At 63.2% G+C, this 24,929-nt stretch carries 19 protein-coding genes and 1 pseudogene; 10 read left to right on the top strand and 10 right to left on the bottom strand.

Translation table 11 applies throughout. The annotated features are described in order from the left end of the window. Nucleotides 1-15: 15 nt before the first annotated feature. Nucleotides 16-1,150 (bottom strand): annotated as a pseudogene (locus BGP02_RS07500) (sigma-54 interaction domain-containing protein); the annotation flags it as partial. 216 nt (nt 1,151-1,366) lie between these two features. Here BGP02_RS07500 and BGP02_RS07495 point away from each other — a divergent pair. The 4 genes from BGP02_RS07495 to BGP02_RS07480 all read left to right on the top strand — a co-directional run bounded on the left by BGP02_RS07495 (nt 1,367) and on the right by BGP02_RS07480 (nt 5,034). Further along, nucleotides 1,367-2,242 carry an MBL fold metallo-hydrolase gene (locus BGP02_RS07495; protein ID WP_026132073.1) on the top strand — a complete coding sequence of 292 codons (876 nt, stop codon included), beginning with the start codon at nt 1,367-1,369 and terminating at the stop codon, nt 2,240-2,242. 17 nt (nt 2,243-2,259) lie between these two features. Continuing rightward, complete coding sequence (locus tag BGP02_RS07490; protein WP_017234613.1) at nt 2,260-2,454, top strand: YgaP family membrane protein; 195 nt, start codon at nt 2,260-2,262, stop codon at nt 2,452-2,454. An 83-nt stretch (nt 2,455-2,537) separates the two neighbouring features. Continuing rightward, nucleotides 2,538-4,205: a bifunctional protein tyrosine phosphatase family protein/NAD(P)/FAD-dependent oxidoreductase gene (locus BGP02_RS07485; RefSeq protein WP_017234614.1), complete on the top strand. Its 1,668-nt coding sequence runs from the start codon at nt 2,538-2,540 to the stop codon at nt 4,203-4,205. 40 nt (nt 4,206-4,245) lie between these two features. Next, on the top strand, nt 4,246-5,034 hold the full coding sequence (locus tag BGP02_RS07480; RefSeq protein WP_268566975.1) for a sulfite exporter TauE/SafE family protein: 789 nt from the start codon (nt 4,246-4,248) through the stop codon (nt 5,032-5,034). Between the two features lie 194 nt (nt 5,035-5,228). On the opposite strand, the gene BGP02_RS07475 is transcribed toward BGP02_RS07480, so the two are convergent. Then, nucleotides 5,229-6,545 carry an erythromycin esterase family protein gene (locus BGP02_RS07475; protein WP_268567922.1) on the bottom strand — a complete coding sequence of 439 codons (1,317 nt, stop codon included), beginning with the start codon at nt 6,543-6,545 and terminating at the stop codon, nt 5,229-5,231. Continuing rightward, complete coding sequence (locus tag BGP02_RS07470; RefSeq protein ID WP_017234617.1) at nt 6,545-7,219, bottom strand: phosphoribosyltransferase; 675 nt, start codon at nt 7,217-7,219, stop codon at nt 6,545-6,547. The genes BGP02_RS07475 and BGP02_RS07470 overlap by 1 nt, the downstream gene beginning before the upstream one ends. Nucleotides 7,220-8,117: 898 nt before the next feature. On the opposite strand from BGP02_RS07470, the gene BGP02_RS07465 reads away from it, so the two are divergent. Then, entirely contained in the window at nt 8,118-9,278 is a 1,161-nt protein-coding gene (locus tag BGP02_RS07465) for a methyl-accepting chemotaxis protein (RefSeq protein WP_286798284.1), read from the top strand. Nucleotides 9,279-9,305: 27 nt separating this feature from the next. Here BGP02_RS07465 and BGP02_RS07460 read toward each other — a convergent pair whose 3' ends face one another. The 3 genes from BGP02_RS07460 to BGP02_RS07450 all read right to left on the bottom strand — a co-directional run bounded on the left by BGP02_RS07460 (nt 9,306) and on the right by BGP02_RS07450 (nt 12,039). After that, complete coding sequence (locus BGP02_RS07460; protein WP_017234619.1) at nt 9,306-9,722, bottom strand: cupin domain-containing protein; 417 nt, start codon at nt 9,720-9,722, stop codon at nt 9,306-9,308. Between the two features lie 127 nt (nt 9,723-9,849). Then, complete coding sequence (locus tag BGP02_RS07455) at nt 9,850-10,626, bottom strand: 3-hydroxybutyrate dehydrogenase (RefSeq protein WP_150563324.1); 777 nt, start codon at nt 10,624-10,626, stop codon at nt 9,850-9,852. A 12-nt stretch (nt 10,627-10,638) separates the two neighbouring features. Beyond that, a complete protein-coding gene (locus BGP02_RS07450) occupies nt 10,639-12,039 on the bottom strand; it encodes a GntP family permease (protein WP_017234621.1) in 1,401 nt (466 codons plus the stop codon). A gap of 335 nt (nt 12,040-12,374) precedes the next feature. On the opposite strand from BGP02_RS07450, the gene BGP02_RS07445 reads away from it, so the two are divergent. Beyond that, nucleotides 12,375-13,877 (top strand): sigma-54 interaction domain-containing protein, encoded by a 1,503-nt coding sequence (locus BGP02_RS07445; protein ID WP_286798283.1) that lies wholly within the window; start codon nt 12,375-12,377, stop codon nt 13,875-13,877. A gap of 109 nt (nt 13,878-13,986) precedes the next feature. Here the strand turns inward: BGP02_RS07445 and BGP02_RS07440 are convergent, their stop codons facing one another. Continuing rightward, complete coding sequence (locus tag BGP02_RS07440; RefSeq protein ID WP_286798282.1) at nt 13,987-15,165, bottom strand: porin; 1,179 nt, start codon at nt 15,163-15,165, stop codon at nt 13,987-13,989. Between the two features lie 74 nt (nt 15,166-15,239). After that, the gene (locus BGP02_RS07435) at nt 15,240-17,129 is read right to left on the bottom strand and encodes a bifunctional sugar phosphate isomerase/epimerase/4-hydroxyphenylpyruvate dioxygenase family protein (RefSeq protein WP_261939671.1); all 1,890 of its coding nucleotides are present in this window, start codon (nt 17,127-17,129) and stop codon (nt 15,240-15,242) included. Nucleotides 17,130-17,451: 322 nt separating this feature from the next. On the opposite strand from BGP02_RS07435, the gene aroQ reads away from it, so the two are divergent. The 3 genes from aroQ to BGP02_RS07420 are packed head-to-tail and all read left to right on the top strand — an operon-like array spanning nt 17,452 to nt 20,166. Continuing rightward, a complete protein-coding gene (aroQ, locus tag BGP02_RS07430) occupies nt 17,452-17,913 on the top strand; it encodes a type II 3-dehydroquinate dehydratase (RefSeq protein ID WP_017234626.1) in 462 nt (153 codons plus the stop codon). Between the two features lie 2 nt (nt 17,914-17,915). Further along, nucleotides 17,916-18,791, top strand: a complete 876-nt coding sequence (locus tag BGP02_RS07425) for a shikimate dehydrogenase (protein WP_017234627.1) — start codon at nt 17,916-17,918, stop codon at nt 18,789-18,791. Nucleotides 18,792-18,813: 22 nt separating this feature from the next. Then, nucleotides 18,814-20,166 carry an MFS transporter gene (locus tag BGP02_RS07420; protein WP_026132078.1) on the top strand — a complete coding sequence of 451 codons (1,353 nt, stop codon included), beginning with the start codon at nt 18,814-18,816 and terminating at the stop codon, nt 20,164-20,166. 157 nt (nt 20,167-20,323) lie between these two features. Here the strand turns inward: BGP02_RS07420 and BGP02_RS07415 are convergent, their stop codons facing one another. Together BGP02_RS07415 and exaC are read right to left on the bottom strand one after the other, a co-directional pair. Then, the gene (locus tag BGP02_RS07415) at nt 20,324-21,004 is read right to left on the bottom strand and encodes a TetR/AcrR family transcriptional regulator (RefSeq protein WP_017234629.1); all 681 of its coding nucleotides are present in this window, start codon (nt 21,002-21,004) and stop codon (nt 20,324-20,326) included. Between the two features lie 193 nt (nt 21,005-21,197). Beyond that, nucleotides 21,198-22,718, bottom strand: coding sequence for an acetaldehyde dehydrogenase ExaC (gene exaC, locus BGP02_RS07410; RefSeq protein ID WP_017234630.1), 1,521 nt, complete (start codon nt 22,716-22,718; stop codon nt 21,198-21,200). Between the two features lie 294 nt (nt 22,719-23,012). Between exaC and BGP02_RS07405 the strand changes: the two genes are divergently transcribed. Continuing rightward, nucleotides 23,013-24,917 (top strand): sigma-54-dependent Fis family transcriptional regulator, encoded by a 1,905-nt coding sequence (locus BGP02_RS07405; protein WP_017234631.1) that lies wholly within the window; start codon nt 23,013-23,015, stop codon nt 24,915-24,917. The last annotated feature ends 12 nt before the right edge of the window (nt 24,918-24,929 follow it).

The raw sequence follows: 24,929 nt of genomic DNA, 5'->3' as shown, positions 1-24,929 counted from the left end.
CGTCAAGTGCGAGGTGCTCGGGCCTGATCACGCCGTCGTCGGCAAACAGACGCGCGCGCTCAAGCACGTTTCGCAATTCCCGGATGTTGCCTGGCCAGTCGTATCGAACGAGTTGCGCCATGGCCTCCGGCGAAGTATGCAGTCGTTGATCCGGCGCGTTGCTGCCTCGCTGCAGCAGCGACTCCACGAGCAGGGGAATATCGTCTCGCCGCTCCCGTAACGCGGGCAGGTGAATGGGGAAAGCGCTGATCCGGTAATAGAGATCCTGTCGAAACGCGCCTTCGGCCACCATCGTTTGCAGCGGCTTGTGGGTGGCGGCGACCAAACGGAAATCCGCCTGTTGCGTGTCGACGGAACCGACCCGGCGGTAGGTGCCCGACTCGATCAGCCGCAACAGCTTGACCTGCATCCCCAGCGGCACGTCGCCGATCTCGTCGAGGAAAATCGTGCCGCCTTTTGCCGTCTCGACGAGTCCAGCCTTGCGAGTATGCGCGCCGGTGAATGCCCCCTTCTCGTAGCCGAACAGTTCGCTCTCGAATAGGGTTTCGGTCAGCCCCGAGCAGTCGACCACCACAAACGGGCCACGCGAGCGCTGGCTCGCCTCGTGCAACGCGCGCGCGAACAACTCCTTGCCACTGCCAGACTCCCCCAGCAGCAACACCGGCAGTTCGGCAGTAGCCACCCGCTGCAGTTCGCCAAGGGCGCGATTGAACGCGGGCGACTTGCCGACCAGCCCCTGACGACTGGCTTGCACCGACGCGTGTCTTACGGTCTGCAACCGTTCGACGAATCCCACGACTTGATGATGGCTGTCCACGATCGGCCGGAGTTCAACGTCGACATGCTCCGGACCCCGCGGCGTGTGGTGGATGTGGAGAACGCGATCCGGCCCCTTGCTGATCAGCGCGCTTTGCATAGGGCAATGCTCGCCGGCCTGATCGCAGGGCACCGCGTAATGGTGCGACATCGCATAGCACTTGTGGCCGACGTAAGGCTTTCCTGCCGTCGCGAACTGGCGCTTGTAGGCCGTATTGGCCGCCAGGATCTCGTAATCGGTGTTCATCACGATCATGGGCGCGGATTCGTGATCGAGATAGGAAATCAGGGCCTGGACCTGAAAGGCCTGAAGAACTTCGGGAACGGGGTGCATGGCGGATGCTCGCGATAGTCGACCGGCAACGACTGCCAGTACTGCCATTTGGCAGTATGCCACTGCCAAATGGCACTGTCACGAGCGACAGAAATCGCTCGGTCTCATCCGAGAACTAAATTTTTATTATTTAAATCATTGGGTTAATGGAATTTCGTGAGTTGGCACGAATTTTGATAGTTATCAGACATTCGATTGATTCATGAGGCGGAGATCATGGAGAACTTGTATATCGAGGGTCACTTCGACCCGGCGACCAGCACCATCAGCTATATCGTGCTGGATCGCGCCACAAACCAATGCGCATTGCTCGACACTGTGCTTGATTACGACCCGAAGTCCGGCCGGACCTCGACACACAGCGCCGACCACCTTATCGAGCGGGTTCAGGCGCTGGGCGCGACGGTGCAGTGGATTCTGGAGACCCACGCTCACGCCGACCATTTGTCGGCTGCGCCCTATCTCAAGCAGAAGCTGGGCGGTCGTATCGGCATTGGCGAGCATATCCGCCAGGTGCAGGATGTGTTCGGCAAACTGTTCAATGCGGGCAGCGAATTCGCGCACGACGGAAGTCAGTTCGATCACCTGTTCGCGCACGGCGAGCACTTCCAGATCGGCGATCTGAAAGCCCGCGTCATGCATACGCCGGGGCATACCCCCGCGTGCATCACATACGTGGTCGAGGAAGGCGACCAGATCGCCGCCTTCGTGGGCGACACGCTCTTCATGCCCGACTACGGCACGGCGCGTTGCGATTTTCCCGGCGGCAATGCACGCACGCTGTTCCACTCCATCAACGAGGTCCTCAGCCTGCCGGCACATACGCGGCTCTACCTCTGCCACGACTATCAACCCAACGCCCGCAAGCTGGAATTCGTCACCACTGTCGCCGACGAACGCAAGCACAACGTTCACGTGCGTGACGGAATCAGCGAGGAAGAGTTCGTGGCCATGCGCACGACACGCGACGCGACGCTGGACATGCCGACGCTGCTGCTTCCGTCAGTCCAGGTCAACATGCGCGCGGGGCAGTTGCCGCCTGCGGAAGGCAATGGCGTGCGCTACCTGAAGATTCCCCTTAACGCTGTCTGAAAACGCGAGGCGCCATCATGAATATCAATGTGGGCGGTGTGGACCGTGGCCTGCGAATCGTCGCCGGCGCGGTGCTGATGATGCTCGCGGCCACCGGGACCATCGGCTGGTGGGGGTGGCTGGGGCTGATTGCCGCGATCACCGGGCTGGTCCGGTTCTGTCCGCTCTACTCGCTGTTCGGCATCAGCAGTTGCAAGACACGGGGTCGCTGACCCCATCGCTCGGACGGCACCGGCGCGGCTTTGCCCCCGAAATGCCGACGCCGAAGCACCTATAGTCACCGAGGAGACACGCCATGAATACCAAGCAACTGACGGCGCAATTGTCCGTCTGCGCGCAGGTCTCGCCTGCCGACGTTCCGGACATTGCTGCCGCCGGCTTCAAGTCCATCATCTGCAACCGGCCGGACGGCGAAGCCGCCGACCAACCCAGCTTTCGCGAAGTGGAGCAGCAGGCTCAGGCGGCAGGGCTGGAAATCCGCTACTTGCCGGTGACACCCGGCAGGGTTTCCGACGAACAGGCCGCGCAGTTCGATCAACTGCTCGACGTGTTGCCCAAGCCGATCCTTGCGTATTGCCGCAGTGGCATGCGAAGCACGACGCTGTGGGGACTCTCGCGCGCCGATCGCCTGTCCACCGGCGAAATCCTCAAGCGCGCCGAAGCGTGCGGCTACGACCTGAGCGCGGTGGTGCGCCGGATCTCACAGACCGCTGCCACGCCGTTCACTGTCGCTGATTCGACCCACCGGGTCGTCATCGTGGGCGGCGGTGCGGCCGGCATATCCGTGGCGTCGAGTCTGCTGGCCCGCCAGCCGGGCCTCGACATCGCCATCATCGATCCCGCCGACGTGCATTACTACCAGCCTGGATGGACGCTGGTGGGCCGCGGGGTATTCAAGCCCGCACAAACCGCCAGGGTCATGGGCTCGCTGATTCCGCGCGGCGTGCGCTGGATCAAGTCGGCTGTCGCAGGCTTCGAACCGGAGCGCAACGCGGTCTTGCTCGACGGCTGCCGGGTCGTGAAGTACGAGCAGTTGATTGTGTGCCCGGGGTTGAAACTGAACTGGGAGGGTATCGAAGGGCTCACGGATACGCTGGGGCGCAACGGCGTGACGTCGAATTACCGCTACGATCTCGCGCCCTACACGTGGGAGTTGGTCGAGCGCTTCAAAGGCGGCAATGCGCTGTTCACCCAACCGCCGATGCCGATCAAATGCGCCGGCGCGCCTCAGAAAGCGATGTACCTCTCGTGCGACGCGTGGCGACGCGCCGGTGTGCTCGACCAGTCTCACGTGAAGTTCTTCTCGGCCGGTAATGCGCTGTTCGGCGTGCCGGAATACGTACCGGCCCTCATGGAGTATGTGAAGTCCTATGCCATCGATCTCAATTTCGGCCACAACCTGACGGCCGTCGACGGCGTACGCAAGATTGCGACCTTCAGCGTGGCATCCGCCCAGGGCGACGCCGGAAAAATCGAAGTTCCGTTCGACATGATCCACGTGGTGCCGCCACAAACGGCGCCCGACTTCGTCAGCCGCAGTCCGCTGGCCGATCCCGCCGGGTGGATCGACGTCGATCAGGAGACGCTGCAGCACAAGCACTTCAGCAATATCTTCGGACTGGGAGACGCCAGTAATTCGCCCAACGCGAAAACTGCTGCGGCCGCGCGAAAACAGGCGCCGGTGGTGGCGCACAACGTGCTCTTCAACCTTGGCCTCAAACGCGGGCAGGCACGCTACGACGGTTACGGATCGTGCCCGCTGACGGTGGAGCGCGGCAAGATCGTGCTGGCCGAGTTCAAGTACGGTGGAAAGCTCGCGCCCAGCTTTCCTTCCTGGCTGATCGACGGCACGCGCCCCTCGCGTCTGGCGTGGCTGCTCAAGGAGCGCATTCTGCCGCCGCTCTATTGGGAAGGCATGCTCAAAGGCCATGAGTGGATGGCACAGCCGGAAATGGTCGGCTGATGCGCGCTCGTTCCATGACAACCCATCGAGATCCTTTGCCATGACTGTCAGTCTGTTGCTGGGCGCCATCGTCGGCTGCATCATGGGCCTGACCGGCGCCGGCGGCGGTATCCTCGCGATTCCGCTGCTGGTGTTCGGCCGGCATCTGAGCGTGCCGGAGGCCGGTCCGATCGGCCTGCTGGCCGTGGGCATCGCGTCTGCCATGGGCGCATGGATGGGCGTGCGCGCCGGTATCGTCCGTTATCGCGCGGCAATGCTCATCGCCACCATTGGCATTGTGCTCACGCCGTTGGGTTCATGGTTGGCGCATCACATGAATACCCGCTATCTGACGCTATTGTTCGCGGCAATCATGATTTGGGTGGCGCTCAAGGGGTTATGGGAAGCCCGCCGCGGCAAGTCGCTGGCGCCGGTGCAGCCCGATTGCCCTTGTTTGCGCGACAAAAGCGGCCGCTTCGTCTGGACGCCGCGCTGCGCCAGCCGGCTCGCGGTGATGGGCGGCGTGGCGGGGGTGCTCTCCGGTCTGCTCGGTGTGGGCGGCGGATTCGTCATGGTGCCGGCGTTACAACGCTTTACCGATCTGGCGATGCACTCGGTCATCGCGACCTCGCTGGCTGTGATCGCGCTGATCTCGCTGGTGAGTGTCGGAACCAGCATCTACGGCGGCCATTTCGATCTCACGATCGGATTGCCGTTCTCGGCAGGTGCGGTGGCCGGCATGCTGGTCGGCGGCAGACTGCTGACTCGATGGCATCCCTCCCATCTCAAGCAGGCGTTTTCCGTGGTGTGCATGATTGTCTCGATCGGTCTGATCGCCAAGTCGATCTGAGCGTTGCCCCGGTGTTCCGCGAAGATCCGTCGGAGCGCCTCTTTCGGAATCCGGAAAACAGTGGTGCGTTCTGCACTGGCGGCCTCAGCGCGACGTGGCGAAGCCGATACGTTGAACGTGGCGGTTATCGGGAGCGTAGCGAGCCAGTCAACTGAACGTCGGGCATCGGGTACCGCTGTATCGCCTCATCGCACTCAGGCCGCCTGCTCCGGCGTCTCACGCCGGTGCCAGTGCGGCGGCGCGTCCAGCGGCTCCAGGGCGCTTGTCTCGTCCAGATGAAACACTGCATCGAACTGGTGGGCGAGTGATGTCCAGAAATAGTGACTTTCACGTTCGCTCTGAGGCAGATAGATCACGCCGATCGCCCGTTCAAGCATGGCTTCGCAAAGCGGCTCCGCCGCAACCTCGTTGAGTGGCAGGAAAAACCGGTCTAGCCCGGTGCTGTGAAACAGGTATTCATAGCTGTCGTGCAATGCCGGACGCACCCACTTGTGCTCGACGTCGCCGTCCCATTGAGACGCGGCCGACACGTGTCCCGTGTAGGTGCTGAAGCCGACCAGCAGCGCTTTCGCACCGGCCGCTTCACGCACCAGTTGACCAAGATTCCACTCGCCGCGCCAATGGGAGTCCGTCGCGCGTGCATCGCCCAGGTGCGAATTGTGTGCCCAGACGACAATTCGCCCCCGTCCACCACGCTGTAGACGATAGCGGGCGAGGGCGGATAGCGTGCGGTACATGTGCGCATCACGCAGATTCCAGGTGTTCAGGCGCCGCCCGAACATCGACCGATAGTAATTCTCCGCGTCGACGACAACTTCAGCATTCTGTTGCGCAAAGAACTGCGCATCGAGCGCTGCGAGGCCGTCCTGCAAGAGATGGAGGCGCGCGTCGGCCCGCAGTTGCAGTAACTGGGCGACCACGCCTTCGCGGGCATCCGGCCGGGCGCCGACCGCAGTGGCGTACCCATACGCCTGAGGCTCGCGCACGTGATCGAGCGCCGCGTACCGATCGCGCGCCATGGCAGCCTGCTCGGGATCGACCCGCTCAAGATAGCGGATCACCGCATCCGCCGACTGGTACATGCTGTAGAGGTCGAGTCCATAAACGCCGACCCGTGCTTCGGGCGACAGCGAGGCGTTGTGCTCACGTAGCCACAGGATGAAGTCGCGCATCTCACGATTGCGCCACATCCAGGTAGGGAAGCGCTTGAAATCCGCAAGTGCGGCCTCCGCATCGGCATCGCCTTCGCCTTGCACGAAACAGTTCACGCGCCAGGTATCCGGCCAATCGCCTTCGATGGCGACAGCGTCGAATCCCCCCTCCACGATCAAGCGGCGGGTGATCTGTGCTCGCATCCGGTAGAAGTCTTGCGTGCCGTGCGTGGCTTCGCCAAGCAGCACGAATTCGCGATCGTGCGCCATCTCCAGCAACGCATCGTAATCGCCATCGTTGTCATTGAGCCGTTGCGCGAGCTCGCGCACGGCGAGAAAGGGTGTTGTGGCGGGATGCATCATTGAACATCCTGATGTGCGCGGGCGAGGAGCGCGCGTACTTCGGCGTCGCTCGTCTGCCCAAAGTCCCGATAGAACCGGCCAACGCCACCGAACTCGCGCTCGCTGTGCGGGCAAACGAATTCATCGGCGAGCCCATCCAGTCGTTCCGCTGTGCCCTCCGGTGCGACCGGCACGGCAACAACGATCCGCGCCGGCTTGCCAGTACGCAACGCCTCGATGGCGACGCGCATCGAGGCGCCGGTGGCGATGCCATCGTCGACAACGATGACGGTGCGCCCCTCTATTTTCAATGGTGGTCGATGCCCGCGGTATAACGCTTCCCGTCGCGCCAGTTCGCGGCGCTCATCGCTCAGTACGGCGACGATCTCCGGCTGGGTGATGCCGGCGGTCCGGATCGTTCGTTCGTCGAGGTAAAGTACTCCGCCAGACGCGATCGCGCCCATTGCCAACTCGGGATAGTGCGGCACGCCCAGCTTGCGCACGACCAGCACGTCGAGTTCGACCCCCAGCGCGTGCGCGACCTCATAGCCAACCGGCACGCCACCGCGCGGCAGTGCCAGTACGATCACGTCGCTGCGTCCCGCATATGGGGCCAGTTGTCGTGCAAGCACGCTTCCGGCCTCGGCGCGATCGCTAAATCGCGGCGCGTTACCCACCCGGTACGAATTCATGAGATCACCGCTTCGGCTGTGGACCTTGCTCCGAGGGGAGCGTTCGCCACGTTGGCGCTCCCTTTGAGGTACGCGGTTCGGCACGAAGCTCGATGCGATCGCCGAGAGCGCGATTCCCCATAGGCGAATTGTGGGCGTCCGGTCGAGGCAATCGTTGAGGTTGATCAACAAAGTGGTACAACGAGGCGCCCCTGCCGACGCTGAATGCAACCTGGGGCAATCTCGACCCCCGTCGACGATCGTGTGAAACTGGATCGCTAGCGTGCCGCCCAGCAAGCCGTGACACCGGCGACCCGTGGGGCATCGGGAATGGAAGCGGCCCACCGCATCGGATGGGCCTCGACCTGAGCTATCTCACCAATCGGGGTTTCTCGCCCCGTTTTGCCGAGTGAAGAATGACGCAGGGGCGCATTACGCTATTCGCCGCGACCATCGCCTCCGCGAATCCATCAAAGTACATCGCGTGCTCGGGGTCGGGCACGTGGGCCCGCTGCGCCCGTCGATCCGACCATGAAGCGATCCGCTTCGGGAGATCGGTAGATCGACGTCGTGTGCGTTCTAGGGACCGAGGTGAACTCCAGTGCAGGAACGACGCGGATGGTTTCGGTCAACGTCTCTGTTGTATCCATGCACGCCGCCGACCTTCGATAGGGTTTTCGGGTAAACGCGTATGCAAGATCTTGCATCCCGGCCGTAAACAGCAAGTGCAAGGGGCAATGCCTTGATCGCGTTTCGAAATATCAGGCCTGTATGGACTGATCTGAAGGCCGAACCCCCTGCATTCCGGTAAAACAAGCGCGCGCGACATCACGTCGAAAAGCATCAGCCTGTGCCGTACGGCCTCCCTTGGCGGTACGTTTCATGGCGCTGCCGCGTCGCCACTCACGAAGGAAGAGAAGTGCAGCGATTTGTCTTCACGATCCGATTCAAGTTGATGCTTGCCTTCGGCGCCTGGGCAACCCTGATGTTGGTCGTCGGACTGGTGGCGCTCACCTCGCTCTGGGGCCTCGACGCGAACGCGGCGTCGTCATACCGCCTGTCGCTGACCAGCCTGATCGCCGTGGCGTCGATGGGCGGTGCCGTCGCGATCTATTGCGGTGTGCATCTGAACCGCGTGGTATGCGGTGGGTTGAACCGCATGGGCAAAAAATTCGAGGACATCGCGGTCTCCCTTGACCTGTCAAAGCGCTCATCCAGCCCGCGCATGGACGAGTTCGGCCGCGCCGCCGTGGCGTTCGACAAGTTGATGCGTCGTGTCGAAGCGACTGTGTCCGCCGTGAATGTATCGACCGAATCGGTCGCCACCGCGACGCGCGAAATCGCGGCCGGAAATCTCGACCTTTCCGCGCGCACGGAAGAGCAGGCCGCGTCGTTGGAGCAGACCGCCGCCAGCATGACGCAACTGACCGAGACGGTGAAGCAGAACGCCGACAATGCACGCCAGGCGAACGTACTGGCTACGAACGCCACGGACATCGCCGGTACCGGCAGCAACGCGGTGCAAACCATGGTGGCCACCATCGAGCGAATCAACGGCAGCTCGAACAAGATTTCCGAAATCACGAGCGTGATCGAGGGGATTGCGTTCCAAACGAATATCCTCGCGCTGAATGCCGCCGTGGAAGCGGCGCGGGCCGGCGAGCAGGGACGTGGCTTCGCGGTGGTGGCCAGTGAGGTGCGTAGCCTGGCCCAGCGATCGGCGTCGGCGGCAAAGGAAATCAAGGACTTGATTTCCTCGTCGGTCGCCACGATTCAGGATGGCTCGCAACAGGCCGTCGAAGTCAGCGCCGCGATGGACGAGATCAAGAGCGCAATCAAGCGGGTGACGGAAATCGTCGGCGAAATCGCCGGGGCGTCGGAAGAGCAAAGCCGTGGCATCGAACAGGTCAGCCAGGCCGTCACGCAGATGGACCAGGTGACGCAGCAGAACGCCGCGCTGGTCGAGCAGGCGGCCGCGGCGACCCACTCGCTCGAAGACCAGGCGGCCAAGCTCAAAACCGCGGTCTCGTCATTCAGGATTACCGAGTCAGCGCACCTCGCGGTTGCCATCGCCGCATAGCCGCGTGTAGCCGCGTCGTCGCGAACGTCACCATTTCGCCGGTGCGGGCACGGCGCACGGCCCCTCGACGCCCACGCTGGTGAATTCCGCAGGGCCCACCACTTCCAGGTATTCCATATCCGGCGAATAGTCGAAAAGGAAGTGGCGGATGCCGGGTCGTTGATGCACGCAATCGCCCGCTTCCACGAGCGTTTCCTTGTCTTCATACATGAACTTGGCCCAGCCTTTGAGCATGTAGACGATATGGAAATCGGCACCGTGGATATGCCACCCCGTACCCGCCTCGGGTGCCTGATTGGCGCGAACCAGATGCGCGATGACTTTGCCGCCGGTGGCGTCGGCAATGCCAAGGTCGCGATACATGAAGAAGTCGCGCAGACCGCCGCTCACAAATGCGGTGTCGCCCGGCTTGACGTGGGAAAAATGGCTTTCGTTGCTGTTCATGATGTCGATGACAAATCAATGAAAACTGCGGGTTAGGAATACGAAGTCGCCGTGCCTTGTACTCACGTCACAGCACGTGGGCCCATCGCGCCTCTCGGTCTGCGAGGGCCCGTACCACCGGCCAAGCCTATTGCGCGGTCCAGCCACCATCCGCGGCCCATGTGGCGCCGCGCACCTCAGACGCCAGAGGCGAACAAAGCATCAAGGCAAGGTTGCCAAGCGCCTCGGGCGACACGAATTGGCCGGACGGCTGCTTTTCCCCCAGCAGGCGAGCTCGCGCGTCGTCGGGAGAAAGGCCGTCGCGCAGCGCCAGGTCGTCGATCTGTTTCTGCACCAGCGGCGTCAACACGAATCCCGGGCATATGGCGTTGCATGTCACGCCGGTCCTCGCGGTTTCCAGCGCCGTGACTTTCGTCAGCCCCACCAATCCGTGCTTTGCGGCCACATAGGCCGACTTGCCCGCGGAGCCAACGAGGCCATGCACCGACGCAATGTTGATGATGCGCCCCCAGTTGCGAGCGCGCATGCCAGGTAACGCGTGGCGGGTCGTGTGGAACGCCGAACTCAGGTTGATGGCGATGATGTCGTCCCATTTGTCGAGGTCGAACGTCTCGATGGGGGCCACGTGCTGAATGCCGGCATTGTTGACGAGAATGTCCACGGTACCGAAGCGATCCCGCGCCGCAGCGAACATGGCGTCGATGGCTTCGGCGCTACGCATGTCGGCCGGATGGTGCATGACCTCGGCACCCTCCGATGCGATCGTCGAGACGGCGGCATCCACGTCGCCGAAGCCGTTGAGAATGAGGTTGGCACCGGCGTGTGCCAGTGCCCGTGCGATACCCAGGCCAATGCCGCTGGTCGAGCCAGTGACAAGCGCGGTTTTTCCGTTCAGCGTCGTCATGGAATCCATCGTTCACACCAATCCAGTCGTGTAATAGAGCGCGATCACGAAGAACACCGCCATCGTCTTGATACACGTCACCGCGAAGATGTCGCGGTACGATTCGCGGTGCGTCAGTCCGGTGACGGCGAGCAGGGTGATGACGGCGCCGTTGTGCGGCAGCGTGTCCATGCCGCCGCTGGCCATCGCCACCACGCGATGCAGCACTTCGAGCGGGATGTGCATCGTTTGCGCCGCCTTGATGAACGTGTCGGACATGGCCGCGAGCGCAATGCTCATGCCACCGGAGGCCGAGCCCGTAATCCCCGCGAGCGTCGAGACGGACACCGCTGCGTTCACGAGCGGGTTGGGGATTCCCTTGAGCGCATTGGCGACCACGAGGAAGCCGGGCAGGGCGGCAATGACGCCCCCGAATCCATACTCGGAAGCCGTATTGAGCGTGGCGAGCAAGGCGCCGGACACGGCGGCTTTGGTGCCGTTCGCGAAGCGGTGGCGCACCTTGCCGAAGGCCGTCAGCAGCACGAGCAGAATGCCGGTGAGCAGCGCGCCTTCGACAGCCCAGATCGCCACCACGCCATTGATCGATATCGTCAGCGGGGCATGAATGCCGGGAAGAATGTCCGGGGTCACGTCAAAGCGATCGCCATACCAATGCGGAATCGCCTTCGTGAGCGCGTAATTGACCACGCCCACCAGGACCAGCGGCGTAATGGCCAGAATGGGATTGGGCAGGTTCTCGGTGTTCACGCGCTCGGGCTCGTTGTGCAGCGAATCGCCGTAGCCTTCGCCGTTGGCCGCGGCAATGCGGCGACGCCACTCGAGGTAGCTCAGGCCAACCACAACGATGAAGACCGCCCCGGCAACCCCCAGCACAGGCGCTGCCCAGGCCGTGGTCTTGAAGAACGTGGTCGGGATGATGTTCTGGATCTGGGGCGTACCCGGCAGCGAATCCATCGTGAAGCTGAATGCCCCCAGCGCAATGGCACCGGGCATCAGGCGCTTGGGGATATTGCTCTGTCGGTAGAGTTCCGCTGCAAACGGATAGACGGCAAATACCACCACGAACAAGGAGACGCCGCCATAGGTGAGCAGCGCACACACCGCGACGATCACGGCGTTTGCCCGTGTGCGGCCAATGTACTTGATCGCAGCGGCAACAATGGACTCGGAGAAGCCGGACAGTTCGATGACCTTGCCGAATACGGCCCCGAGCAGGAATACCGGCAGGTAGAGCTTGACGAAACCGACCAGCTTTTCCATGAAGATGCCGGAAAAGACGGGTGCAACGGCGTCGGGCTGGATCAGCAGCACAGCACCCAGCGCCGCGATCGGGGCAAAAAGAATCACGCTATAGCCGCGATACGCAACAAACATCAGAAACGCCAATGCGGCGAGCACGATGAGAAACGACATTTTGTCTCCAGTATGTTTGCCTGCACGTTGTTGTGCAGGCTGAAGTTCTTACGACCGGCAGCCGCTTACGCAATAACCGTGCCTTCGTTGCTTAAGTCCTTGATCGGGAAGGACTCCGGCATGTCGTGGCCTGCGTTGCACAAGGCATCGACCGACGAAGCGCGATGTATTGGCGTTGGGTTGTCTCGATTTGGAGACGGATGGCGAGCGTCGTTTGCCCAATGACGGCTGAAAATTGCCTGGCGTGATTGCCGGGAAGGCGTTTTCACGGATGGAGTTGGTGTCTCTGTTCGTGGAATAATCGTCTCGAAATATGGACAAATGACGATTTCGAGATGACTGATACCAACAATCCGGACGCCATCGCGGTCGGTAAGGCGCGTGGCTTGCTTTCCGATTACGGGTTCGTTCGCAAGCAAGCCATGCAGTCGCTGTTCGAGACGCTGGACAATTCCAGCGAAGGCACTGTCGTCGTCGACAGCGACGCACGGATTGTCTGGATCAATCGAAGTTACGCGGCCCGCTTCGGGTTCACCAATCCAGACGAGGTGATCGGCCTGGATTGCGAAACCGTGATTCCCAATAGCCTGATGCGCGAAGTCGTGGCGACGGGCCGGCCAATCTTGCTCGATATTCTCGAAACCGGGCAGGAGCCGCTGGTGGTCACGCGCCTTCCAATCCGTGACTCGCAAGGGGGAACGATTGGCGCGGTGGGGTTCGCGCTATTTGACGAACTGAAGGCGCTGACGCCGATGTTCAGCAAATACTCGCGACTGCAGTCGGAACTCGTTGCGACTCGTCAATCGCTGGCGCAGGCGCGGCGGGCGAAATACAGCTTTTCGAGTTTTGTTGGCACCAGCGCTGCGAGCCTGGAGACCAAGCGCCTCGGGCGTCGCGCCGCGCAGCTCGATTCGCCGGTGTTGCTGTTGGGGGAGACGGGTACCGGCAAGGAGTTGCTGGCCCATGCGATTCATGGCGCATCCGCGCGCGCGGACAAGCCGCTGGTCACAGTGAATGTCGCCGCGATTCCCGATGCGCTGCTCGAAGTGGAGTTCTTCGGCGCAGCGGCCGGTGCCTATACCGGAGCGGACCGTAAAGGCCGAACGGGCAAGTTTGAACTGGCACACGGCGGAACACTCTTCCTTGACGAAATTGGCGACATGCCGCTATCCCTGCAAGGCAAACTGTTGCGGGTCTTGCAAGAGCGCGAATTCGAGCCGATAGGGTCGAACCGTGTCGTCCAGACGGACGTGCGCATCATCGCCGCCACGTCGGCGGATTTGCCGAACCTGGTCGCGCAAGGGAAGTTCCGGGCCGACCTGTACTATCGCCTCAACGTGTTGATGATTCGGGTTCCGCCGCTGCGCGAGCGTCCGTCGGACATCGAGGCCATGTCATATGCGATTCTGGACAAATTGAGTTCGCGCCGCGATGCGGGTCATCTGGAATTGAACGAAGACGCCATCGGGCGACTCAGGGCCTATCGCTGGCCGGGGAATGTGCGTGAATTGCACAACACGCTCGAGCGCGTGGCATTGCTCTCGGAGAGCGGGCGCATCGACGCGCGTTCATTGGTTCGCTTCATTGGCGACGGCGTCGGCGCGCAAAGCGAACCCGATGGGGCAGCGGATGCGGAGACGGCCGTCGGTCAGGCGAACGGCGATCTGGGCGCGGCTGACGTGCCGCGATACGACGAGGCGATGAAGGCGTTCGAGCGTCAGCTGTTGATCGACGCGTTGCGTGCCGCAGGCGGGCGGGTCGCGGAGGCTGCCGCGCGATTGGGTATCGGGCGCGCCACACTGTACAAAAAGATGGCACTCCTGGAGATCGGCGCGTAGCCGCGCCAGCCGAACGACGATCGTTCAATGTCGGAACGTGTGAAAGCCCCGCCGGCAGTGACGCCGGCGGGGCTGTTTCCAACGTATCGCAGGGGACGTTGCAATACGATCAGAAAATGACGGCCATGCCCAGCATGCCGACGAACTGGCCGGACGTGCTCGACCCGGTCAGGTTCTGCGAGTCGCCGACGGCCGGCGAGGCGGCGATGATGTTCCCCGCCCCGTTCTTGCCCAGCGTCTGCCCGCTCGCGTGCTGATAGGCCTGAAGCGCATACAGCACCGTGCGCTTCGACAACCGGTAGTACTCACGCAGCGAAAACTGATGATAACGCGCGCTGTCGGTCACGCCGTTCGCACTCGTCGCGGCGGTGTACGAATAGCCCGCGCCGACGTCGAAGGCCGGCGTGAGCTTGTACACGCCCAGCACGCCCACCGTATTGAAGATCGCCGAGTCGGTGAAGATCGAACGGCTGCCCGGCAGATATGTGACGTGCGAGATGTTCGCGCCGAGAACGAAGTTGCCGAACGAATAGTTGCCCGCCGCCGCCCACTGCTCCAATGCCCGCGCACTGACATATCCCTGGTTCAACACGGACGTGCCGAAAGAGCCCGTCGACGCACTGTCGAACCCGGTCGTCGTGGCCGCATTGTTCAGGCGCAAATAGCCCGCACCGACGGACACCGGCCCATTGTCGTAACGCAAGGCCGCACTGATCGTGCTGCCCTTGCCCGTGCTGCCCGCCTGGCCGCCGAACGCATACATCACGCTGGCTTGCAGGCCCGCATACGTTGGCGTCGTGTAGACAATCGAGTTGTTGATGCGGATCGTCGTGTCGAGGCCGTCGATATCGCCCGGATGCGCGCCGGTGGCGCCCGTCAGCAGGTTGCTGCCCGTGAGCGGGCCGACGAACTGGTAATACGGCGTGTACTGACGACCGATCGTCGCCGTGCCGAACTTGTTGTCCTGCAGGCCGACGAATGCCTGACGATTGAACAACTGACCGGCGCTCGCGGCTGCGCCCGTGTTCAGGTCGAAGCCGGCCTGCACGTCGAAGATTGCCGCGGTGCCGCCGCCCAGATCCTCGCGTCCGCGCAGGCCCCACTTCGATGCGTAAAGATTGCCCTGCCGCAGATAGACGTTCGACGCGCCGTTTTGGTTGTTTACGTAGGTGACCGCGCTGTCGACCATCCCGTAAAGCGTGACGTTCGATTGCGCGGCGGCCGCGCCGGCAATCGTCATCCCGGCCGCAAGTGCGACCGCGCGCCTGCACTGACGTGCATTCCTCATGTGTGTCTCCTTCTTGGTGATTGACGTGGGTGGTGCTTGTTTTTCTGGAACCCAGTGATAGCGCGACGCCGCACTCAGCTACGCAGTGCCGACTGCGCGGCCAACCGCACGGACGCATTGGGGGCGCCGTAGCCGTCATAGCCGCCGCGCCGCTCGACCAGTTCGAAGAAGAAGCGGTGATCGACTTGCGCCGTATAGGCGTGCAGGAACTCGCCGCCGCTCGCATCACGGTCGAACAGAATGTTGTGCTTGCGCAGGGTGTCGACGAACGCCTCGTTCAGGCCGAAGCGCGCGGCAATGTCGTTGTAATAGCTTTGCGGAATTCGCAGGATCGGCACGCCGTCGCCTTCCAATCGACGAACCGCCAGGGCGATATCGTCGGTGCGGAACGCCACGTGGTTCAGCCCGGAGCCCTTGTAAGCGGAAATCGTCTCCGAGTGGATCGTGCGCGGATCGACCGACGCGTTGAGCACAATGCGCACCGATCCGTCATGGCTGCGGATCGCCTGGCTCTGGATCTGCCCGTAAGGATCGTGCAACACGACGCTATGCTCCGCCTGGAATCCGAACACCGACCGGAAGAACAGCGCCCAACGTTCGAGCGAGCCGCCCGGCACCGACAGCGCAACGTGATCGACCGCCGTGATCGGGCCGGTCTGGGTCGGCCCGTCGATGTCTGTGAGATGGAAGTCGGACTCGAACAGTGTCGGCGCATCGGGCAACTCGTCGACGAGATAGAAGAGGCTCTGGTCAGGGGCGAGCACGGCGGGCACATTGCGCTCGTTCGGTCCCACGCGTCCTTCGAAGCGCGCGTAGCCGACTTGCGTCGCACGCGTCACGGTGTCGTGCGCCGACGGCACGCGAAAGGCCGATGCGCACAGCGATACGCCGTGGTGCATAAAGAACGCACTGGCGAACGAATCGGACTCGGCGTTGAGGATGATGGACGCGCGGCCGTGCTGAAACAGCGTGACATCCTTGGAGCGATGGCGGCCCATGCGCAGGAAGCCGAGCTTTTCGAGCCACGTCGTGAGCGTGGCGCGCGCGTTCGCATCCACCGCAAATTCCAGGAACTGAAGGTCGATGGCCGCCGGGGCCGGGGGCAGGCTCGTCAGCGTGTCGAGTCCGCGCGTCGCCTTGTCGTCGACCAGCACATCGCGCACCTGGGATTCGAGATAGCGCAGCGAGCGAATGCCATCCTTGGCGGTCGACTCGGCCGGGGCAGCCCGGAATCCGTCGTTGAAAATCTCCAGCGACAGCGGACCCCGATAGCCTGCCGCCAGCGCGGTGGCAACGAAGCGCGTCACATCGAGGTCGCCCTGGCCGGGGAAGCAGCGGTAATGGCGGCTCCATTCGAGCACGTCCATCTTGCGCAGCGGCGCGTCGGCGACCTGCAGGAAGGCCAGCTTCTCGCCGGGGATCGATGCCAGGTCGGCGAGGTCGTCACTGATGGACAAGGTGTGGAAGCTGTCGAGCCCGAGCCCGAGGTGCGGGCTGTTCACCGCCTTCACGTACTGCCAGGCGTGGCGATACGAGTTGACATGGGCGCCCCAGGCAAGCGCCTCGTAGGCGATGACGATGCCGGCCTGACGGGCGAGTTCCGCAAGCGCGCCAAGCTGATCGATCGCCAGGCGATCGTCCCGAATCACGTTCGGCGACACATTGCTGCACACCAGCATCGTGTCGACCCCGAGCGCGTGCATCACGTCGAACTTGCGCCGCGCCCGCTCGAGGTTCTGATCCAACTGGGTCGGCGACACGCCTTCGAAGTCGCGAAACGGCTGATACAGAAAAATCGCAAGCCCGAGATCGCTGGCCATCGAGCGCACCGTCCTGGGTGCGCCGTCGAAGTACAGCAGGTCGTTCTCGAACAGTTCGAAGCCGTCGAAGCCGGCGGCGGCAATGGCCGTCAGCTTGCTCGGAAGCATGCCCGACAGCGATACGGTGGCAATGGATGTCTTCATGCGCGGTGCGATCCGATCGCCCCATGGCGGGGCTGAAAGCTACGTGATTCGATGATCGATGACTGGTTATACCCACCAGTTAGATCATGCATAACTAAAGGTAATTCAATTGATGTAACGGTTGTGAGGCAAATTATAGTAACTAACTAGATGGTTAAAATTATAGTTAACCCCAGATGACGCCCGACGTTTTTGTTCTCAGAATCGGTGGCCTGATGAGCGTGAATCGGTGCTGTGCCGCCGAATGGCGACCCGCCTCGACCCTCCCCTCTGAGTGCCGGAGGGTGTCGCGCCAGCAGGTAACGTGAAGAGGAGTGAAGGGATGTCGAATGGAATGAGGCCGTCGGTATGGGTGCTGAACGGGCCAAATCTGAACATGTTGGGAACGCGTGAGCCGACCATCTACGGCTCGGAGACGCTTGCCGATATCGAGGCGAAATGCCGTCGCGTCGGCGACGCACTGGGCGTGGACATTCGTTTCCATCAATCCAACGCCGAGCACCAGATCATCGACTGGATTCATCAGGCCCGTGTCGAAGCGCACGGTATCGTGATCAACCCCGCCGCCTACACGCATACGTCGGTCGCCATTGGCGACGCGTTGCGCGCATCCGATCTGCCTGTCGTGGAGGTGCATCTCTCGAACGTGCACCAGCGCGAGGCGTTTCGCCATCGTTCCTATGTGTCCGCGGTGGCGCGCTGCGTGATTTGCGGCGCGGGCTCCGACGGTTACGAGTATGGCTTGCGCTACCTGGCCAAGCTGCTGGGCGACGCGACGGAGTGAGTATGAAGAACGATCTGCGAGTCGAGCCGAAGTCGTGGCTCATCGGCCTCATCGGCGACGGCATCGGTGCCTCGATGTCCCCGGCCATGCACGAGGAGGAGGCGCGCCGCATGGGCGTGTCGTATGTCTATCGCCGTATCGATATGGCGGAACTCGGGCGCGGCGCCGCGGACCTGCCGGCCACGGTGAAGGCGCTGGAGGCGGCGGGCTACGATGGCTTCAACGTCACGTATCCGTACAAGCAGGCCATCATCGCGCAGCTCGACGAGTTGTCCGAAGACGCGAAAGCGCTCGGTGCCGTGAACACGGTGGTGTTGCGAGGCGGGCGCCGGATCGGCCACAACACCGACTGGTCGGGCTTCTACCGTGCATTCCGCGAAGGCATGCCGGGCGACGTGGCGATGGCGCGCGTGGCGCTGATCGGCGCCGGTGGCGCGGGTTGCGCCGTCGGTCATGCCGCCATGAAGCTTGGCGCGCAGGAGCTGCGAGTGTTCGATGTCGACGCCGCGAAGGCCAACCACCTTGCGCAGGATCTCGCGGGGCGCTTCCCGAAGGCGCGCGTGCTGGCCGTCACCAGCATTGCACAGGCGCTGGACGCGGCCGACGGCGTGATCCACGCGACCCCCACCGGCATGACCAAGCTACCGGGCATGCCGATTCCGGCGACGTTGCTGCGCGCCGCGATGTGGGTGGCCGACATTGTGTATTTCCCGCTGGAAACCGAACTGATCCGTACCGCCCGGTCGGTGGGCTGCCGCACGCTCAACGGCGGCGGCATGGCCGTCTTCCAGGCGGTGGATGCCTACGAGATCTTTACGCGGATGGCGCCGGATCCCGATCGAATGCTCAATCACTTCCGAAGTCTGCTGTCGAGCTGATACCCTTTCCCTAGGAGGAGACATGTCTTACCCATCACAAAGCGCCGGATCTCAAGGCGTAGAAGCACGAGCGAAGGGCGGCCCGAACGTGGCGGCCGGTACGAAACGAACCAACGCGCGCTACAAGATTCTCGCGCTGCTGGCGATCGGCACCATGATCAATTACCTCGATCGCACGGTGCTGGGCGTTGCCGCACCGCAGCTGACCAAGGAGTTGGGGCTGTCGGCCGCCGTCATGGGCATCGTGTTCTCGATGTTCTCGTGGAGTTATGTGCTCGCGCAGGTACCGGGCGGCATGTTCCTCGACCGCTTCGGCAGCAAGATTACGTACTACCTGGCGATGACGCTCTGGTCGATCTGCACGCTCGCGCATGGCCTCGTCACCGGACTGTCGGGGCTGATCGCCTGCCGGCTCGGACTGGGGCTGGTCGAAGCGCCTTGCTTCCCGGTCAACAGCCGCGTCGTTGCCACATGGTTCCCGCAGACCGAGCGCGCGATGGCGACCGGCACCTATACCGTTGGCGAATACATCGGCCTGGCGTTCTTCTCGCCGGTGCTCTTCGCCATCACGGGCGCCTTCGGCTGGCGCGTGTTGTTCATCACCGTGGGTGTAGCGGGGGTGTTGTTCGGGCTGGTGTGGTGGCGTTTCTACCGTGACCCGCAGGATCACCCGGGGGCCAACGCCGCCGAGCTGGCCTACATTCGCGGCGATGAAGCGGCCACGCCGGCGGTTGCCGTCGAACGGCAGCCGTTCAGTTGGAATACGGTCGGTCAGCTGATTCGTCGCCGCCAGTTGCTCGGCATCTGTATCGGCCAGTTCGCGGGCAACTCGACGCTCGTGTTCTTCCTCACCTGGTTCCCGACGTACCTGGCGACCGAGCGTCACATGGGCTGGCTCAAGATCGGCTTCTTCGCCATCCTGCCGTTCATCGCGGCATCGGTGGGGGTGATGTTCGGCGGCTCGCTGTCCGACTGGTTGCTGCGTCGTGGCCTCTCGGCCAACGTGGCCCGCAAGCTGCCGATCATCGCAGGGTTGCTGGGCGCATCGAGCATCGTGGCGGCGAACTATGTCGACAACAATGCCGTCGTCATCGCGATTCTGTCGGTAGCGTTCTTCGCGCAAGGCATGGCGGCGCTGGGCTGGACGCTGGTCTCGGACATCGCGCCGAAGCACCTGTTGGGCCTGACGGGCGGTATCTTCAACTTCGCGGCGAACCTCGCCGGTATCGTGACGCCGCTCGTGATCGGCTTCATCGTCGCCGCAACCGGATCGTTCGTCTGGGCGCTCACGCTCATCGGCGCCATCGCGATCATCGGCGCGCTGTCCTATATCTTCGTGGTGGGGGACATCAAGCGGATCGATCTGGCAAGCTGATCGACGTGGCACGCCAATGAAACGCCCCGGCACGCCGTCAAGGCGTCCGGGGCGTTTCGCATGTCTTCGACCACGGATCGAATCGAGCGAGTGCGCAATTGGCGTCGTGTGATTCGCGCGATGGCCGGGCGATTAACTGTACGCGCGATGCTACCGCTCAGGCGGCGACGTAACGCTGCACGACGTCGACGAGCGTGTCGCGATGCTGCGTGCGCAAGCGCGCGTGAGACGGGTCTCGCCCGAAGGCCGCCGCCCATGTGTAGCGGTTCGAAATGCGATGGAAGCAGAACGAGCTGATGATGAGGTGCAGGTCGACCGCGTCGATGCCCGCGCGGAACTCGCCGGACGCGGTGCCGCGCGCGAGCAACGATTCCAGCGTGTTGATGATGGTGGCGTTGCGGTTCTTGAACGTCTTGAGTTGCTCGACGTACTTCGCCTGATGAATGTTTTCGATGGCCACGAGGCGCACGAAGTCGCGATGCTTATCGTGGTAATCAAACGCGAACTCGACCAGTGTGCGCATGCCCTCGGCGGGATCCATGGCATCGACGTTCAGTGCCTGCTCGAGTACGCGGATGTCGCTGTACACCTTCTCGAGCACGGCTTCATACAGCTTCTCCTTGCTCTCGAAGTAGTAATAGATCATGCGCTTGGTCGTGTGCGTGCGCTCAGCGATCGCATCGACGCGCGCGCCCGACAGACCCATCGTGGAAAACTCGTGCGTCGCGATATCCAGAATGTTCTGCTTGGTCTGTTCGGCATCGTACTTGCGCCGGCCGTCGGCGGCGGGCGCCGCCGCGACAGACCCCGGACTCTCAGATTTCACCGCGCGCTTCATAGCTATTGGCTGGCAACGAAAATGAGAATGTTAGCACGCAACAATCTCGGCCAACGCCCCGTGTCGCCAGCGTCGTCGATGCCTGCAATCCCTTGAGCGTCCGGCACAGCGGCGCCTCGATCGCTGCCTGTTCTGCCGGCTCATCGCATGGCGCGCGGGTCAGCGCGCCATGCGTCGCACATCGCCCGATGACTCAGAAGAAGCCGAGCGGATTGACGTCGTAGCTCACCAGCAGATTCTTCGTTTGCTGATAGTGATCGAGCATCATCTTGTGCGTCTCGCGGCCGATACCGGACTTCTTGTACCCGCCGAACGCGGCGTGCGCCGGATAGAGGTGGTAGCAGTTGGTCCACACGCGTCCGGCCTGAATGCCGCGGCCCATGCGATACGCGCGATTGATGTCGCGTGTCCAGACCCCGGCGCCCAAGCCGAACTCGGTGTCGTTCGCGATCGCCAACGCTTCCGCTTCGTCCCGGAACGTGGTCACCCCAACGACCGGGCCGAAGATCTCTTCCTGGAATACGCGCATGCGGTTATCGCCCTTGAGCAACGTCGGCTGAATGTAAAAGCCCGACGCCAGCGGTCCGCCCAGCGCTTCGATGCCCCCGCCCGTCAACACCTGTGCGCCTTCCTTGCGGGCGAGATCGAGATACGTGAGGATCTTGTCGTACTGCTGCTGCGACGCCTGCGCGCCGACGGCCGTGTCGGTATCGAGCGGATCGCCGCGCTTGATGCGCGCCACCCGCGCCATCACCACTTCCATGAAGGGCTCGTAGATCGATTCCTGCACGAGTGCCCGCGACGGACACGTGCACACCTCGCCCTGATTCAGGAAGCCCAGCACGAGACCTTCGGCCGCCTTCTCGATGAACGCCGGCTCGCCGTGCATGATGTCGTCGAAGAAGATATTCGGCGACTTGCCGCCCAGCTCGACCGTGCTCGGAATCAGGTTGGCCGCCGCCATCGACAGAATGTGGCCACCGACCGGCGTCGACCCGGTGAACGCGATTTTCGCGATGCGACGGCTCGTCGCCAGCGCTTCCCCGGCTTCCTTGCCGAAGCCCTGCACGACGTTGAGCACGCCGGGCGGCAGCAGATCGCCGACCAGCTCGGCGAACAGCGTGATCGAGAGCGGCGTCTGCTCGGCAGGCTTGAGCACCACGCAGTTTCCGGCCGCGAGCGCCGGCGCGAGCTTCCACGCGGCCATCAACAGTGGGAAATTCCAGGGAATGATCTGGCCGACGACACCCAATGGCTCATGAAAGTGATACGCGGCCGTGTGCTCGTCGATCTCGGCGGCGGTGCCCTCCTGCGCGCGAATGCAACCGGCGAAGTAGCGGAAGTGATCGATCGCCAGCGGCAGATCCGCCGCGAGCGTCTCGCGCACCGGCTTGCCGTTGTCCCACGTCTCCGCCACGGCGAACCGTTCGAGGTGCGCTTCGAGCCGGTCGGCAATCTGCAACAGAATGCGCGAGCGCGCCTGCACCGACGTCTTCCCCCATTTGGGCGCCGCCGCGTGTGCCGCATCGAGCGCCAGCTCGATATCCGCCCCGTTGGAGCGTGGGAACTCTCCGATAACACCGCCGGTGACGGGCGATGTGTTGGTGAAATAACGGCCTTCCACGGGCGGAACGAACTTGCCGCCGATGTAGTTCTCGTAGCGCGTCTGCAAAGTCAGCAGGGCACCGGGGGTGCCGGGCGGGGCGTATCGCATGGTGTGTCTCCGGATAATTGTCGTGTCGGTGGCGCGGCGGCCACACAGGGCAATAAGCAAGTCGCGGGCCACCCGGGGCCGGTCGCCGATTCACGGGCCAGACGCCGGTTCGACAACGGGCGATGTGTGCCGAATCCGAGACAGGGTTGTCTCGTGCCATGACACGGTTGTCTCATCCTCATGACAGGCAATCGCCCAATGGCCATCGATTGACATACCGCATTGCAATCGCCTCCGGCATGGGACATGCTTCGGGAACGACTACGAGATCATCCGGCACGGGGGAGACGACCAATGCCAGCCAAGACAGAATCCGCGCACGCGCGTCGTGTGCAGGATGTCGTACAAGGTCACCTGTCGTCCGTCGCGACGGCGACGGACCCGAACATCGCGAGTTCATGGCGCCGATGTCTCGACACCTATGCGCTCGATCCGGGGGCGCGCATGACGCCGCGGGTGTTGGCGTCGTCGCAACTGCGTGAGCGGCGCAGCGCGATGGAGCGGCTGTGTCATGTCTCCATGCCGGTGCTCGAGCGTTTGCAGCGTCAGTTGATGAATCCGCGCCAGGCCGTGCTGCTCACGGCCCCTGACGGCGTGATCCTCGACTCCCGGCTGCACGACGACACGCGCGACGACTTCCACCGCGCAGGCTTGTGGCCGGGCGCCGACTGGAGCGAGTCGTGCGAAGGGACCAACGGCATCGGCACCTGCGTGGTCGAGCGTGCGCCCGTCATCATCTGCCAGCAAGATCACTTCCGCGCGCTGCACACGCCGCTCACCTGTACGGCAAGTCCTGTCTTCGCGCCGCAAGGGGACTTGCTTGCCGTGATCGATGTCTCGTCGACGAGCGCCGATGAGACCCGGCAAAGCCAGTTTCATACGCTGGCGCTCGTGAACCTGTCGGCCAAAGTCGTGGAGCGCGACTATTTTTTCCAGCACTATCGCGACGAGTGGCTGCTGCAGTTGCAGGAACCTGGCGACCATTTGGGTGACTTCGCGCAAGCATTGCTTGCGTTCGACGACGCCGGCCATATTCTCGCTGCCAATCAGAGCGCACTGAATCGCCTCGGCGCGACGCGCGACGCGCTGGTGGGCACGCGCGTGGATCGATGGTTCGCGCAAGCGCTCGACACCCTGCTCGCGCAAGCGCATCCGGCGCCGAGTGCGTGCTGGCCGATTCGGACGCATACGGGCGAGGCGCTGGTGGCGATGGTGCGTTCGCCGTTGCGTGCGGCGCGCCGGGCAACGCGTGCGGTGAGCGTGCCGCATGAGGTGGCGGTCGAGCCGTTTTCCGATCCGGTGCTGGCGCGTGAATTTTCGCGTGCGTGCCGCGTTTTCGCGCATGACGTGCCGGTGCTGATTCGCGGTGAGACCGGCAGCGGCAAGGAAGTCTTCGCGCGCGCCGTGCATGCGGCAAGCGCACGGGCCAGCGGCCCGTTCGTGGCGTTGAATTGCGCGGCGATTCCGGAGTCGCTGATCGAGAGCGAACTGTTCGGCTACGTGGGCGGCAGCTTTACCGGGGCGCGCAAGGAAGGGATGGCCGGAAAGCTATGGCAAGCCAACGGCGGCACGCTGTTTCTCGACGAAATCGGCGATATGCCGTTCGCCATGCAAACCCGTTTGCTGCGCGTGCTCGAAGACCGCAGGGTGTCGCCGCTCGGCGGTGGCGAACCGGTGCCGCTCGATATTCGCGTGCTCAGTGCAACGCACCGAGATCTGTCCGAACGGATTGCCGAGCGGCAGTTCCGCGAAGATCTTTTCTATCGGTTGAGTGGCCTCGAGGTTCGCGTGCCGTCGCTGCGCGAGCGCGACGACAAAGTCGACGTGATGCACACGCTGCTGGCGCAGGCCTGCCCTCAAGGTCCCATCGGCCTGACGGACGCCGCGCGGGATCGGCTGTGCGCGTATCCGTGGCCCGGCAATGTGCGTCAGATGCGCAGCGTGATTCGAACGCTGGTCGCGCTGAGCGAGCGCGGCGTCATCACGCTGGACGACCTGCCGGACGCATTGCGCGACGCATCGGGGCTTCCCCCGGTCGACCCGCCGGCGGAGGCGCCCCTGGAAGCGGCGGAACGCCAGGCGTTGCGCACAACACTTGATGCCTGTCAGGGGCAGGTCAGTGCCGCAGCGCGCAAGCTCGGCGTGAGTCGGAATACGCTTTATCGAAAGTTGAAGCGATTCGGCCTGCTGCGCGGATAACACCGGTCGCGC

The sequence above is a fragment of the Pandoraea sp. 64-18 genome (assembly GCF_001899225.1).
In the GTDB taxonomy this organism is placed as follows: Bacteria; Pseudomonadota; Gammaproteobacteria; order Burkholderiales; family Burkholderiaceae; genus Pandoraea; species Pandoraea cepalis.
Note: the sequence above shows the minus strand (reverse complement) of the source record. Positions and strands in the feature narration are given on the sequence as shown.